The sequence below is a fragment of the Domibacillus sp. genome (assembly GCF_031181085.1).
GTDB lineage: Bacteria > Bacillota > Bacilli > Bacillales > Domibacillaceae > Domibacillus.
Map to the genome: position 1 here is coordinate 127,393 of NZ_JAPSLE010000007.1, position 14,944 is coordinate 142,336.

At 45.1% G+C, this 14,944-nt stretch carries 11 protein-coding genes, 2 tRNA genes and 1 pseudogene; 2 read left to right on the top strand and 12 right to left on the bottom strand.

Annotation, left to right across the window (positions count from 1 at the left end; translation table 11 throughout):
* The first annotated feature begins 15 nt into the window (after positions 1–15).
* Positions 16–413 (top strand): annotated as a pseudogene (locus tag RIN81_RS12115) (DoxX family protein).
* Between the two features lie 420 nt (positions 414–833).
* Here the strand turns inward: RIN81_RS12115 and rlmH are convergent.
* Positions 834–1,313, bottom strand: a complete 480-nt coding sequence (rlmH, locus tag RIN81_RS12120; RefSeq protein WP_309090508.1) for a 23S rRNA (pseudouridine(1915)-N(3))-methyltransferase RlmH — start codon at positions 1,311–1,313, stop codon at positions 834–836.
* 256 nt (positions 1,314–1,569) lie between these two features.
* Between rlmH and RIN81_RS12125 the strand changes: the two genes are divergently transcribed.
* The gene (locus RIN81_RS12125) at positions 1,570–3,852 is read left to right on the top strand and encodes a glycerophosphodiester phosphodiesterase family protein (RefSeq protein ID WP_309090510.1); all 2,283 of its coding nucleotides are present in this window, start codon (positions 1,570–1,572) and stop codon (positions 3,850–3,852) included.
* Between the two features lie 93 nt (positions 3,853–3,945).
* Here the strand turns inward: RIN81_RS12125 and RIN81_RS12130 are convergent, their stop codons facing one another.
* From RIN81_RS12130 to dnaB, 11 genes are all read right to left on the bottom strand, one after another.
* Positions 3,946–4,104, bottom strand: a complete 159-nt coding sequence (locus RIN81_RS12130) for a CxxH/CxxC protein (RefSeq protein ID WP_309090512.1) — start codon at positions 4,102–4,104, stop codon at positions 3,946–3,948.
* Positions 4,104–5,306, bottom strand: coding sequence for a S1C family serine protease (locus tag RIN81_RS12135; protein WP_309090514.1), 1,203 nt, complete (start codon positions 5,304–5,306; stop codon positions 4,104–4,106). Before RIN81_RS12135 ends, RIN81_RS12130 begins: the two co-directional genes overlap by 1 nt.
* A gap of 189 nt (positions 5,307–5,495) precedes the next feature.
* The gene (locus RIN81_RS12140; RefSeq protein WP_309090516.1) at positions 5,496–6,290 is read right to left on the bottom strand and encodes an MBL fold metallo-hydrolase; all 795 of its coding nucleotides are present in this window, start codon (positions 6,288–6,290) and stop codon (positions 5,496–5,498) included.
* A gap of 22 nt (positions 6,291–6,312) precedes the next feature.
* Entirely contained in the window at positions 6,313–7,134 is an 822-nt protein-coding gene (locus tag RIN81_RS12145) for a two-component system regulatory protein YycI (RefSeq protein WP_309090518.1), read from the bottom strand.
* Positions 7,121–8,467: a YycH family regulatory protein gene (locus tag RIN81_RS12150; protein ID WP_309090520.1), complete on the bottom strand. Its 1,347-nt coding sequence runs from the start codon at positions 8,465–8,467 to the stop codon at positions 7,121–7,123. The genes RIN81_RS12145 and RIN81_RS12150 overlap by 14 nt, the downstream gene beginning before the upstream one ends.
* A complete protein-coding gene (gene walK, locus RIN81_RS12155) occupies positions 8,464–10,290 on the bottom strand; it encodes a cell wall metabolism sensor histidine kinase WalK (protein WP_309090522.1) in 1,827 nt (608 codons plus the stop codon). Before walK ends, RIN81_RS12150 begins: the two co-directional genes overlap by 4 nt.
* A 5-nt stretch (positions 10,291–10,295) precedes the next feature.
* Positions 10,296–11,006, bottom strand: a complete 711-nt coding sequence (yycF, locus tag RIN81_RS12160) for a response regulator YycF (RefSeq protein WP_242232813.1) — start codon at positions 11,004–11,006, stop codon at positions 10,296–10,298.
* 185 nt (positions 11,007–11,191) lie between these two features.
* A tRNA-Phe gene (locus RIN81_RS12165) sits at positions 11,192–11,264 on the bottom strand.
* Between the two features lie 170 nt (positions 11,265–11,434).
* Positions 11,435–11,511: transfer RNA gene (locus RIN81_RS12170), tRNA-Asp, on the bottom strand.
* A 517-nt stretch (positions 11,512–12,028) separates the two neighbouring features.
* Positions 12,029–13,315, bottom strand: a complete 1,287-nt coding sequence (locus tag RIN81_RS12175; protein WP_242232499.1) for an adenylosuccinate synthase — start codon at positions 13,313–13,315, stop codon at positions 12,029–12,031.
* Between the two features lie 207 nt (positions 13,316–13,522).
* The gene (gene dnaB, locus RIN81_RS12180; protein ID WP_309090525.1) at positions 13,523–14,887 is read right to left on the bottom strand and encodes a replicative DNA helicase; all 1,365 of its coding nucleotides are present in this window, start codon (positions 14,885–14,887) and stop codon (positions 13,523–13,525) included.
* Positions 14,888–14,944 lie beyond the last annotated feature (57 nt).

Genomic DNA, 14,944 nt, shown 5'->3' on the forward strand with positions numbered 1-14,944 from the left:
GAAGAAGGAAGAAGTATAGCGGCAGGTCTTGGACTATTAATCATTCGACTTGTGATTGGATTAACTTTTGTCGGACATGGTGCCCAAAAGCTGTTTGGCTGGTTCGGAGGTACGGTTACCGGAACGGGAAGCTGGCTCGAGTCAAATGGCATCAAAGAGGGCGCAAAAGTGTGGGCTACCCTGGCAAGGCTGTTTGAATTCATTGGCGGTCTGCTGTTTGCTGCCGGCTTTCCTCCCGGCTCGGCGCAATTATGATTGTCATTGTAATGATTGATGCCATTTTTGCGTTTCATGGCAAAAACGGCTACTGGATAACAAACGGCGGATTTAAATACAATCTCGTTTTGATTGCAGCAGCCATTGGCGTCGCTTTAATCGGGCCGGGTGAGTACATTTTAATTTATACACCGTAATAAAAAAGCTGGCCTGAAAGAGCCAGCTTTTTTGTTTCATCCTGTTTATCTATTTTGTTTTTATTTATGGCAGGGTTCTCCACTCTTCTAACTGCTGTATCTCATTTTAAATGTCAGCATCATTTGTATCATTGATTCAAGCCAATGATCTGTTGCGACCTTCTTACTTAAATAAAAATTAACTACATAATGAAGCAAGGATTTTATTTCTGCCTCTAAAAAGAACAATTATATCGAAAATGGTTTACTCATGGTTTGTTATTGATTAGAATAAAAAATGCTTGGAACAGTTATCCAAGCATTTTTTATTCTCGTTATATTGTGCTGCCAGCATCAAAATAGCCTCTGTAAGCTGTGGTTCCAGTATAAAACCTTTACAGCAGCTCGTTGTCGAATGTAACTCCTGCATTCCGCTTACTATCATTTGTGATATGGTTCACCGCGGTTTATCCGAAAACTCCGGTATACCTGCTCAACCAAAACGAGTCTCATAAGCTGATGTGGAAAAGTCATCGGAGAAAATGACAGCTTGTCATCTGCCCGTTTTAAAACGGCATCACTCAGTCCGAGCGACCCGCCGATCACGAAAGCAATCTTGCTTTTGCCATAAGTGGCGAGCTTATCAAGATCGGCAGCAAGCTGTTCAGAAGATTTCATTTTTCCATTGATGGCCAAGGCGATCACGTAGGTGTCCTGGCCGATTTTGGCAAGAATGCGCTCACTTTCTTTTTCTTTCACCTGTTTCATTTCCGCGTCACTTAATATTTCCGGCGCTTTTTCATCCGAAACTTCGATGATATCGATTTTTGCATAAGCAGATAATCGTTTCACATATTCATCTATGCCTTGCTTCAAGTACTTCTCTTTTAGTTTTCCTACTGTTATAATCGAGATATTCACAATTTGACCCCACCTTACAAACAATTTACAAACAGCTTATCCACAGAAGTTATCCACATATTAACATTCCTTTTGCTCACCCTTATTTTATCATACTATCCACATGTGAATATCTTTTCCTACGGCGTTTCTTTTTTTATTTACCAGGAAAAAAGAACGAATTTTTCGTCTTTTTTGATAACTTATTTTTTCCTTCACACTCTGTTAATAATCCCCTGACAAAATAAAGAAGCAGTTTATTTGAGGAGGGATTAGGATGAAAAAGAAAAAAATGGTCCCATTGTTTTTAGCTTCTGGTTTTTTATTAAGCGCAAATGGAGGGGCACCTGTCCACACGCTGGCAGCAGAGCCTGTTTTACAGGAATCCTTCGATACATCTTCACTGCCCGCTGGCTGGGAAGTGATTCAGGGGCAAGCTTCTGTTCAAAACGGTGCTCTTGTTTTATCATCCCCTTCTTCTTCAAAGCCCGCTCGTGTGCTTGCACCTTCGTCTGTTTCTGGCGGTGACTATGTGATTGAAGCCGATATGATGTTTTTATCCGCTGTTGAAGATACGCGCTGGGCATCGATTATGTATCGTGCACAGGGCAATGACTATCCTTATTATCAAATGGCTGTCCGCCGCGGTGCCCAGGCGCTAAATGGCGTTGAATTTGCCCTTCGTAATGAAAACAATCAATGGTCTGTGCTGAACAAAACCCCTTACAGCGAGGCTTTTGCTTACAACGAAACGTACAAGCTGAAAATCATTTCAAAAGGAAACCGCGTGCAGCAATTTATAAATGGCCAGCTCGTTATTGACACAGATTCGGCAACAGCGCTTCAAAACGGCCGAATCGGTTTTCAGGCATCGGGTGCCACTGTTCAATTTGATCACATCCGCATTACTGAACAAACGGAAGAGCTTCCTTCTTTGGCCGAAAGCGGTGCTTTTCTTGGTGATCAGCCGGAAACCAACCTGCTTAATGCACCGACCGTGATTTCGTCAGTGCCTCAGCTCCAACAAATCGAGGGTGTTTCATCTATGCTGCTTCAGCCAGGAGCTGATTTGAAGGTGAAGGATATACCACTTCGCACTTACTTAGAAGAAATGGCAGGCGAAACGATTCCGGTCATTCGACTGGAAAAAGCCGAAACGGCTGAGAAAACAGCCGAATTGCTTCAGGAGTTGTCCATCCAGGACGTACATATTCTTTCTAGTCAGCCAGATGTGTTAAAAGTCGTTCGAGAAACAGTTCCGTCTACACGCGGCGCACTCCTTTATAACCGGTCTTCGCTTAATAATCACGACGTGAACCGCTTTATTCAGTCCATTCACACGTCTGGCGCTAAAACAGCGGTATTGCCGCAAAAACTGCTTTCAGCGGACCTTGTTCATGAGTTTCACCGCCGTGCTGTGGCGGTTTGGGGAGAGATGGAAGGTGCATCAGAGCTGGCTGCACATGCCCTTATTCATGCAGGAGTCGACGGCATGATTGCGGGTGATACCACACCGGTAACGGCTGCATTCAGCCGTTACCCGGAAAACACGCTCGTTCAGCGCCCCATTGTTGCAGCGCATCGCGGTATCCCGTCATTAGCCCCAGAAAATACAATGGCCGGCTACCGAATGGCGTATGAACTTGGCGCGGATTTAATTGAAACAGATGTGCAGAAAACGAAAGACGGCGAAATCGTCATTATGCACGACTATACAGTCGACCGGACGACGAACGGAACAGGTAATGTAAAAGATTTGACCTTGAAAGAAATTCAGTCTCTTGATGCGGGCTCTTATTTTAGCAGCCAATTTGCTGGTGAACGCGTGCCGGCCTTCCGTGAATTCCTTCAGGAGTTTAAGGGGAAAAATGTCATTCTTTTAGTGGAGCTAAAAGCAGATGGCATTGCGGAAGATACGATTCGGATCATTAACGAAGAGGGAATGGCGGATCAAGTTGTCCTGCAAAGTTTTCATTTAAACAGCGTTACCCAGTCAGTGGCTTCTGCACCGCATATACCATCGGGCTACTTGTACTCTTCATCTGTTCCGGGCGGGGAAGCAGCACGGCTTAATGATGCCCGGAGCATGCTTCAATATGCTTCGCGTATCAATGCAACGCTTAACGCCAGCTACAGCAGCTTATCGCCGGAATTTACATCTTATCTTCGCCAGCGCGGCATGATCAGTTTTCATTGGACATTCCGCAATGAAGCAGATTTTGGCAGCCAGCTGCAAAACGGCATGATTGGACCGATTACGGATTATACACAGTGGCTGACCGATGCACCGATTCGGATTGAAACACCGATTCAAAAACGACATTTGCGTGTCGGACAGACTACAGAAATTCAAGCAAAAGCCTTTCTTAATTACCGTACAGAGAAGAAGGAAAATATTGAAACTACTCTTTTTTCTCCACATGATGGCGTAATCATTAGCAGAAATACCATTCAAGCGGTACAAACGGGCACTTTTTACGTTTTTGCCCAGCATACATTTAACATGCTTGGACAAGAATGGCGAATTGTCTCCCAGCCAATTGAATTAGTGGTAAAATAAAGAAAAAATTCCCGTTATCAACATGTTGATAACGGGAATTTTCTGACTTTATCCACATACCCACAGAATTAATCCACATTTTGAAGGAAATGATTAGTTGCCCACAACATATAGAGCCACGTTTTGACAAAATTCGCAGAATGCAGGTTCTTCTGCTTCTTGCATAACCGGCGCCGTTTCCCATTCATCCACGGCTATATCAAGCGCCAGTTCTACGTGCTCCAGACAGCATGTTATTTCTTTTTTCTCCATTACAAATCACTCTCCGCAACGAGCGTCATCTTTGTTTCCCGCTGCTTTCCATCACGATAGTAGGTTACGTTCACAGTGTCGCCCTCTTGTTTATTGTTGTACATATATTTGCGCAGGGCAATAACATCCTGAACAGGCTTGCCGTCAAGAGCTGTGATTACATCATACTCCTGCATGCCCGCTTTTGCTGCCGGAGAGTTTGTTAACACCTGCTCAATAATGACGCCTTCTTTAATATCCTTAGGCAGCTTTAATGTTTCTTCCTGATGATAAGATGGCAGTTCGCTTACATTCTGCAGGGTAACACCCATTGCCGGACGCTTTACTTCGCCATATGATTCAAGGTCTTTGATAATAGGCAAAGCCGTATCAATCGGAATGGACAAGCCAATGCCTTCTACTGCACTCTCGGCAATTTTCATAGAGTTGATCCCAATAACCTGGCCTGCAATATTAACCAGCGCGCCGCCGCTGTTGCCTGGATTAATCGCTGCATCTGTCTGCAGGACTTCTGCCTGCCAGTCATTCACCATGTCTCCATTTAAATCAACGGGAATAGCCCGCTCCAGTCCTGACACAACCCCTTGTGTAACAGACCCGGAAAATTCAAGTCCAAGCGGATTCCCAATCGCAATGACTGGTTCACCGATTTTTAGCGCTCCCGAATCCCCGAATTCGGCTGTTTTTTTCACATTGGCGCCTTTAATTGTTAAAACGGCAAGATCCGTCCATACGTCGCCACCAAGCAGTTCCGCCGGTTCTTTTGTACCATCCGCCAAGGTTACTTCAAGCTGCTGGGCACCTTCGATAACGTGATAGTTCGTCACGATAAAAGCCGTATCATCGCTTTTTTTATAAATGACACCACTGCCGCTTCCAGCTTCCTGAGGACCAGATTCTGATCCGAAAAAGTCCATAGAAGCCTGGATATTGGTGATCCCGACTACCGTGTCTTTGGCTTTATCCACAGCCTTCGTTACGTCCGTTGTTACATCAAGTGATACCTGCTCAGCGTTTTCATTTTGGACAGAATCATTCTCAGAAACAGAAACGCCTTCTTTGTTTTGATACTCCACAATAGATGGAAGTGTGCCGACTACAAGACCAGCCCCGATCACCACACCGGCAAGTCCTGATAAAAAGTAGCCGCCTTTGCCGCTTCGCTTGTTTCTTCCTGTGCGCCCTTCATCATAATAGCCCAATACGATTCATCCTTTCTGCCAACTTATTGTTTCACCATTTCTTTCATCTATTCTAAAAAATTATACGCTTTTGCCAAAAAGAAGGGCAACTCATATGCCGCCTGCTGCGTAAGACAGGCAAATAGAAAAGGTTGAAAGAAATCAAAAGCCGGCAGAAAAAAGCCCGCAGCTGTCTGCCACGGGTGTGGGTTAAATAACCGCAAGCGGTGTTGGCACTTTCGGGTCCGTGTCATACAGGTGAAACTGATGGCCGACTCCTGTGTCTTTTTGTTCAAGCGTCTGCGTGACACTCATTTTTGCAAGTTCCTTCATATTATTATCTGCACTTAAATGTGCTAGATAAATACGCTTTGTCTGCGGGCCGATTACATCTGTCATCGCAAGCGCCGCATCTTCGTTTGATACGTGTCCTACATCGCTTAAAATGCGCTGCTTAACACTCCAGGGATAGCGGCCCATCCGAAGCATTCCAACATCATGGTTGCTTTCAAAAACGTATGCATCGGCATTGGAAATCAGACCTTTCATCCGATCACTTACGTACCCTGTATCCGTGATTAAAACAAGCTTTTTGCCGTTGTTGTGGAAAATATAAAACATCGGCTCGGCCGCGTCATGGGAAACACCGAAAGATTCAATATCCACAGCGCCGAATGTTTTCACTGTTTCCGTTTCAAAGACAAATTTCTGGCTGTCGTCAATTGTACCGGTCAGTCGGTCCATCGCCTGCCATGTTTTTTGGTTGGCGTAAACCGGCAGCTTGTATTTTCTCGCCAGTACGCCAAGTCCTTTAATGTGGTCGCTATGTTCGTGGGTTATAAAGATACCCGATAAATCGGCTATCTTTCGCCCAATCGATGAAAAAAGCTCTTCCATCTTTTTGCCGGACAAGCCGGCATCCACAAGAAAGGAATGGCCCTCTGATTCTACGAAAACCGCATTGCCGGTGCTTCCGCTTGCCAGTACACTAAATTGCATTGTCATGCTATTCACTCCAGTTAGATTGCTACGATTCTTTTTGCTGTGGATTAATCGACCCGTCAAACGCATTTACATATACTTCTTCAATTTTATCACCCTTTTTAAGCTGAAAATACCAGGTCGGTGACAGTACCTGCTGTACCTTCGATTCGTCGAGCTGCATTTGCTGAGACTCATCAATCCGCACAACGGTGTAGTATCCAAGCTCTGCGTCGCTGATTTCACTGTCAAGCTGAACAAGCCCGTTTTTATAAAGCGAATCAATGGCCTGCAGGGCAGGCAGGATCGTTTCCTTATTCCGATTTTCATCGACACTTGAAAGCATCGTTTGAGAATAACTCACAATATCTTTATCGTTATTAAGCTGCACAGTCAGCATGCCGGCTGCATTTTCAAACAGTTTTTTCCCGGCAATCTTTTGATAGTAGATAACGGTGTTGGCTTCTTGATTTCGTTTCCAATAAGCGTATTCCCCGCCATGCAGCACATTGTTTTTCACAAAGGCATTTAATTTGCTGCGTGCTGCTCCATCGGTTTCATATGGTTCTTCGAGCAGGCTGACAATTTCCGTTCCATTTTTTTCAATCGTCCATTTTTGTTTCGTTATAAAAAACAGCTCTTTCTCTGTAAATGTTTTTGGCTTCGCGACGATCATGGAGCGTTCACCTGAGTCATCAGGCATTTCTTCATGTTTAACCCCATCTTCTTGCAGCTTTTGTTCAATGGATGTTTTTTTGATCACTTCAAACCGGGAAGTACTGTACTTATTAAAAAACATCACGGCCAGAAAAATATCCAGGACGAGAAACACGGCGATAAAAATGGTTTTTGTTTTACTCCAATCCATTCACTCGTCTCCCTTCATCCGTGACAAGCTTTTGCCAAGTCCCATCATACTGGTAGTACCAGAACGGTTCGAATGCCACCACTACTTTTGGTGATTCCTGTTTTACAGTCATTTCATATCCAATCCGCATATCTGTCAACAGCTTCGGGTTTACTGTTTCCAGGTTTAATACTTCATTGAGCGCTTCCTGGCCGCTTTTTAGTTCTACAGTTCCTGTTCCTGAAGGAAACGGTTTGTCCAGCTCCACAATAAAAGAAGAACGGTCGTATCGATAAATACGTTCCCGGCCCCAAATTTGTGAAAGCTCCGTCATGCTGGCCATTTCCTGTGGACTAAACACGGGGAAGTCTCCCAAAAACAAACGATAGCTGATTTCTGTTGACCCTGGTTTTGTTTGAAACAGGCGGTAGCTGTCTACCCAGCCATGGTGCTCATTCACAAAATCAATGCTTTTTTCAATAAGCTGGTCCAGCGGCATTGGTTCAGGTACAACAGACGGATTTACATATTGTACTGTGCCCGTACTGCTGTTGATTCGCATAAAGCTCGTTCCGTCTGTTGTATATCCTTCTCCTTCGCCGCTTGAACTCCGCTGTACGTAGCTTGGATCATTAAAAAGCGCCCGTTTAAACGTATCTGCGTCAATCTGCTCTGGCAAATAGCTTTGAACGGTTAAAACAGGCGGCTCTTTGCGCACGTATAAACGAGTCCCATCAGGAACTTGATAAGAGATATATGGCTCCAGACGATCATGGTTTTCTACGTAGCGCTGCTTGAATTCGCGCAAAGAACCGGTTTGAACCTCGCTTTTGAACACAAGTCTTTCTTTAACCGAAACAAAATAAACAAACGCTTTGTTTTTTTGCTCTGCTTCCGTAATAACCATCCGGTTGAATACCGCATTCGGAACGGTTTTATCGTTAAATGAAACCATCGTTTTAAATGTATTGAATGGGATAGACGAAGAAAAAAACAGTTCCACATGTGAATTACTCGACAGGAGCTTCGAAAATTCCGCTTCATTTAAGGAGTTGGATATGTTTTCGGGCTCCATAAACGTCCATTCCCTCATTTCCTTCATCACCCAGTCCAAATCCTGCTTGGCAATGGTTCCATAGTGGCTTTCCTCCTGATGGGAGATCAGCCGGGAAGGCTTTAATAAATCGGAAAGTTTGCGCTCCTCGCCTATTTTCACTTCTGTTACGATATTTTTATCCGCACTATCTGTAATAGTTTGATAGGAAGGCTGGTAGTTCCAAATGCCCCATGTAAACGCCAGACTGATCAAGACCAGCAGCGCAAGCGCTGCCGATTTGATTTTTTCATAGTTCATTCCCAATCATCCTCTTCGGAAAGATCCGCCGGCAGTGTAAAGAAAATCGTCGTCCCTTTCCCTTCCATACTTGTCGCCCAAATATGGCCGCCGTGCGCGGTAATGAGTTCTTTCGCAATGGCGAGCCCCAGGCCGGTGCCGCCCATTTTTCTTGAACGAGCCCGGTCTACCCGGTAAAAGCGCTCGAAAATACGCTCCAAACTTTTTTTCGGAATCCCCATCCCCTGGTCACTGATGCTGACTTGAATGGTATCTCCATGTTCCTCTACTTTAAAAGAAACAAGGCCGCCTTCCGGTGAATATTTCAGCGCGTTAGAAATAATATTATCAATCACCTGGGTAAGCTTATCCTGATCGATCGTTACATAAATCGGATAGCGCGGCAGCTTGCGCCGGAACGTTACTTCCTGAGATTTTGTCATCTCAAAGCGGTCAATAATTTTATTGAAAAACTCAATAAAATCAGTGTCCTTTTTCATTAAATTGTATTCCTGGCTGTCAAACTTTGAAAGCTGCAGCAAATCGTTCACAAGCCGAATCATCCGCTCCGTCTCCGTCTGGGTGACCTCAAGGAAATTCGGTGCGATGTCCGGGTCCTGCCAGGCACCTTCCGCGAGTGCTTCGAGATAGCTTCGCATCGTTGTCAGCGGTGTCCGCAATTCATGTGAAACGTTCGTTACAAACTCGCGGCGCTCCATTTCGATTTTTTCCTGCTCGGTAATATCATGCAAAACGGTAATAAGCCCGTTCACGAAGCCTGTTTCTTTTTGAATGACAGAAAAGTTCGCGCGCAGCACATAAGGCCGGTCGTGCGTACTGTAGTCCAAAATTACGGAATCCTGCTCATTCAGTAAATCATCAAAGGAATAGTCCTCTTCCAGATTGAGCAATGAAACAATCGGCTGTGAAATAACTGTTTCACGTGAAACATTCAGCATTTTGGATGCCGGCTCATTAATTAAAATCACCCGGCCGCGCCGGTCGGTCGCGATTACGCCATCCGTCATATAAGAAAGAACCGATGACAGCTTGCGGCGTTCTCCTTCTGTTGTAGCCTGGGCTTCCTGAAGCCGTTTCGTTAAGTTATTAAAGGTAACGGCCAGTTCACCAATTTCGTCCTGGCCATACACTTTTACTTTACGGGAGAAGTTTCCTTTCCCGAGCGCTACCGCCTGCCTTCTCATATCGGTGATCGGCCGAGTAATGGTCCGTGCTAGTGTGATCCCTAAAACAGCAGTAATCGCCAGTGCCAAAATGGCAGCTGAAAACAAGATTTCATTAATGTCATCGAGCTGGCCGTACACCGTTTCAATATCTGCAACGAGATAAATGGCACCTTTCACTTCGCTGTTGGACAAAATCGGTGAGGTCCGTACCCAGACACGCTTACCGTTGTTTTCATCCACATACATTTTATCTTCTGTGGCTCCTGCTGACAGTGCCCGTTTCACGGAAATATCCGCCGGCATACGCTGGCCGACGAGGTCGCGTTTATTCGTATCAGACGTACCGATAATGCGGCTGTTCACATCGATCACTCGCACTTCAATAACGTCACCCGCTGAAAAATCCTCTAAAATACGACGTACATCCTGCTCGAGCGTCTTCGACTCTTCATCCCGCTCTTTTAATATTTCTTCACGCACGTTATATTCCAGCAATTCAACCCGCTGCTCCAAAGACTCTTTAAAGTTATTCGTGAATTTTTCTTCAAGAGAATTAACAAAATAAACGCTGATAATCTGCATTGCGAATAAAATAAGCAGCACGTAAATCAGCACGAATTTCATTTGTATCGAACGAAAAAAACCTACCCGTTTCATTTACGTTACTCCTGTTCAGGGTTGCGTAAATAGTAGCCAACGCCTCTTCGTGTTACGATCCAGGATGGATGGCTCGGATTGTCTTCAATCTTTTCACGAAGGCGTCTGACTGTTACATCTACTGTCCTAACATCTCCGTAGTAATCATATCCCCAAACCGTCTGCAGGAGGTGCTCGCGTGTCATTACCTGTCCAATATGCTTGGCCAAGTAATGAAGAAGTTCAAATTCACGGTGGGTTAACTCAATTGTTTCCCCGCGTTTTGAAACGATGTAGGCATCCGGATGAATCGTTAAAGCCCCTACCGCAATCTCGTTTGTATCAACTTCTTCTTCTTCCGGCGCCGGTGCTGCTTGATGGCGGCGAAGATTTGCTTTTACCCTTGCAATCAGTTCACGTGTAGAAAACGGCTTTGTCACATAATCATCCGCTCCGAGTTCCAGTCCAAGCACTTTATCAATCTCGGAATCCTTCGCTGTCAGCATGATAATCGGCATTTCGTATTTTTTGCGCACTTCCCGGCATACTTCCATCCCATCACGGCCCGGAAGCATGATATCAAGCAGCACCAAATCCGGCTGCATGTTCTCCACCATTTCAACTGCCTGGTCGCCATCGTATGCGCATTGCACGTCATATCCTTCTTTTTTTAAATTAAACTGCAAAATATCTGCAATGGGTCTTTCATCATCGACAACCAATATTTTCTTTTGCATCATGTATGTCCCTCACTTTTAGTTTCACAGAATAAAAGATGGCTTCAAATACTATATTTTATCACATTTTCGCCCTTTACGCTTTTCTTTACTTTACCATGCCAGGAAGACTGCGGCATCCGGCAATAGGCGTTAAAAATAACAAAAAGCACCACGGGAGCGAAATCACCGCGATGCTTTTTCTATGGCTCAGGACGGAATCGAACCGCCGACACAAGGATTTTCAGTCCTTTGCTCTACCAACTGAGCTACTGAGCCGGAGTTAAACAACATGTTTATACATAGGTTATTACGTTTTTACTGCCAGAAGTGCATGAAGACTAAATTTTCAAAAAACACAGCGGCCGTTTTTTCGTGAAGGACAATTCAAAGATGCGGACGGCCGCCATCAAGAACATAACGATAGATAGGTTAAAGTAAAGTAAAAATGGCGGTCCGGACGGGACTCGAACCCGCGACCTCCTGCGTGACAGGCAGGCATTCTAACCAGCTGAACTACCGGACCACTTTGAGTGCTGTTTCCCAGCAACGTTGTTAATAGTATCATATGGGGGGAAGGGTGACAATACATTTTCACCATATTTGTCGAAAAAAACGAACAAAATAGTGAAATTTCGACAATTTCATGCCTTTTCCCAAACATTCTAAGGAAATGAATACAAAATCATACATTTTTATCTTATATAGGGAGGATTTGCGGGAGGACCATTGACATAGATAGATAGAAAAAAACAGGATAAAACTTAGAAAAATAAAATCTTTTAGCAAAGTATCTCTTTGTTTCTTTTTCCCAAGAAGTGCGGCAGTTCAGATGAGAGCCGGTAAGGCGGCACAGGTTAATAGAACACATGCCCTATCACCAAAGCGGTAAAAGTGCACTTTGCAGCTTCCCTATCGGCCCTTTTTTTTAGAAATGATAGTGTCCTGCCCATTTTCAGCGGCGAAAACTTTCATAAAAAAAGACTGACGATAAAGTCGTCAGTCTCAAGCTGCCCTATCTTAAGACAGCTTTTTTTTATTATTTAACTCCACACACTGCGGACTATATTTGTCTGGTTGCGGTCTGGGCCTACTGAGAAAACAGACAATGGGATACCAGTCAGCTGCGACACACGCTCGATGTAATGACGTGCATTTGCCGGAAGCTCACTTAAATCTTTCACACCTGTAATATCTTCTGTCCAGCCTGGAAGCTCTTCATATACCGGCTCACACTCTGCAAGTACGCGAAGGTTCGCTGGGTATTCTGTAATTAGCTCGTCTTTGTAACGGTACGCTGTACAAATTTTCAACGTTTCAATTCCTGTTAGTACGTCGATTGAGTTCAATGAAAGATCTGTGATTCCGCTCACGCGGCGCGCATGGCGTACAACAACACTGTCAAACCAGCCAACACGGCGCGGACGGCCTGTTGTTGTACCGTACTCACGGCCCACTTCACGAATTTGATCTCCGATTTCGTTGTTCAGCTCCGTTGGGAACGGACCATCGCCGACACGAGTTGTATAAGCTTTGGATACGCCAACAACGTGTGTAATTTTAGATGGGCCGACACCCGAACCAATTGTTACACCGCCGGCAACTGGATTCGAAGAAGTAACAAACGGGTATGTTCCCTGGTCGATATCAAGCATAACGCCCTGGGCGCCTTCAAATAGAACGCGGCGGCCTTCATCAAGCGCATCGTTCAGGACAACGGATGTATCACAGACAAGGTCTTTGATTTGCTGTCCGTACTCATAATATTCGTCCAGAATATCTTCCACTTTAAAGCCTTCTGTTTCGTAGAAGCGCTCAAGCAGGCGATTTTTTTCTGCAATGTTATGCGTCAGCTTTTCTTCAAATGTTTCGCGATCCAAAAGGTCAGCCATGCGGATTCCCATCCGTGCAGCTTTATCCATGTAAGCAGGGCCGATGCCTTTTTTTGTTGTACCGATTTTATTGGCGCCTTTGCGCTCTTCTTCCACTTCATCAATTTTCAAGTGGTATGGCAAAATCACGTGCGCACGGTTTGAAATGCGCAGGTTATCTGTTGACACGCCATGTCCATGCAGATATTCCAGCTCTTGGACAAGCGCTTTTGGATCTACAACCATACCGTTGCCGATTACACAAATTTTATCCGAATAAAAAATACCAGATGGAATCAAGTGAAGTTTGTATGTAACACCGTTAAATTTAATTGTATGACCTGCGTTGTTACCGCCTTGGTAACGGGCTACGACTTCTGCGTTTTCAGAAAGAAAATCGGTTACTTTCCCTTTTCCTTCATCGCCCCATTGCGTTCCTACTACAACTACTGATGACATTTTTTGCACCTCCGAAGGTTCATGAAAAACGTTTTATCAAACACGTTTATTTTACCAGCAGAAAACGGAGCCGTCAAACTAAAAGACGAACATTTTAAACTTAATCAGATTTTTTTATTCGTTTTTATTCCAAAAGTACCGGTTGCTTCAAGTGAGAGAATGCTTGAAAACGCATAAAAACAAAAAAGCCAGCAATCGCTGGCTTTTTTATGCTCCGGGCGGCGCTCCCATTTCATCCATTCGCCGTTCCACATTTACGAATTTATTGTATTCCTTCACGAAAGCGAGCTCGACTGTTCCAGTCGGGCCGTTCCGCTGCTTGGCAATAATGATCTCGATCATATTTTTGTTTTCGGTTTCTTTATCGTAATAATCATCCCGGTACAAGAAAGCTACAATATCGGCATCCTGCTCAATCGATCCAGATTCCCGGATATCGGACATCATTGGACGCTTGTCCTGCCGCTGCTCCACGCCACGGGAAAGCTGAGAGAGCGCAATAACCGGCACTTCCAGCTCACGGGCGAGCGCTTTTAAGGAACGGGAAATTTCCGATACTTCCTGCTGGCGGTTTTCGCCGGAGCGCCCATTCCCTTGAATGAGCTGCAGGTAGTCGATCAAAATCATGCCCAGTCCCTGCTCCTGCTTCAGCCGACGGCATTTGGAGCGGATTTCTCCAATGCGTACACCCGGCGTATCATCAATATAGATACCTGAATTAGACAAGCTGCCCATTGCCATTGTCAGCTTGCGCCAGTCTTCGTCTGTCAGGGTGCCTGTCCGCAAGCTTTGTGCATTAATATTTCCTTCTGCGCAGAGCATCCGCATAACCAGCTGCTCTGCCCCCATCTCAAGACTAAAGATCGCAACCGTTTCGTCCGTATTCGTTGCGACGTTTTGTGCAATATTAAGAGCAAATGCCGTTTTCCCGACAGACGGACGTGCAGCAACAATAATTAAATCATTTCGCTGGAATCCTGCGGTCATCCGGTCCAGCTCGGCAAATCCGGTTGGAATGCCGGTTACATCACCTTTTCGGTTGTGAAGAAGCTCAATATTATCATACGTGCGCACAAGCACGTCTTTAATATTGTGAAAGGCACCCGCATTTTTTCGCTGGGCCACTTCCATAATGCTTTTTTCCGCTTCGCTCAGCAAGCCTTCCACTTCATTCTCACGCTCGTACCCGTCCGTGGCGATGGTAGTCGCCGTGCGGATCAATCGGCGCAGAAGCGATTTTTCTTCTACGATGCGAGCATAATATTCAATATTAGCCGCTGTTGGGACGGCTGCCGCTAATTCACTCAAATACGAAATACCGCCGACATCTTCAATCAATTTATGAGCGGCCAGGTCTTCGGTGACCGTCACCACGTCCACTGCTTTTCCGTGGTCGCTGAGCTTCAGCATCGTTAAATAAATCTGCTGGTGGGCATTCCGGTAAAAGTCTTCCGGAATTAATATTTCCGAAGCGACTGTTAACGCGGACGGCTCCAAAAAGATCGCCCCCAGCACAGCCTGTTCTGCTTCAATATTTTGCGGCGGTACACGGTCCGTTAATACATCGCTCATTGTTACCCTCCTCGCGAAAAAAACATGTGATCAGAGAACTCCGACCACATGTTTTTC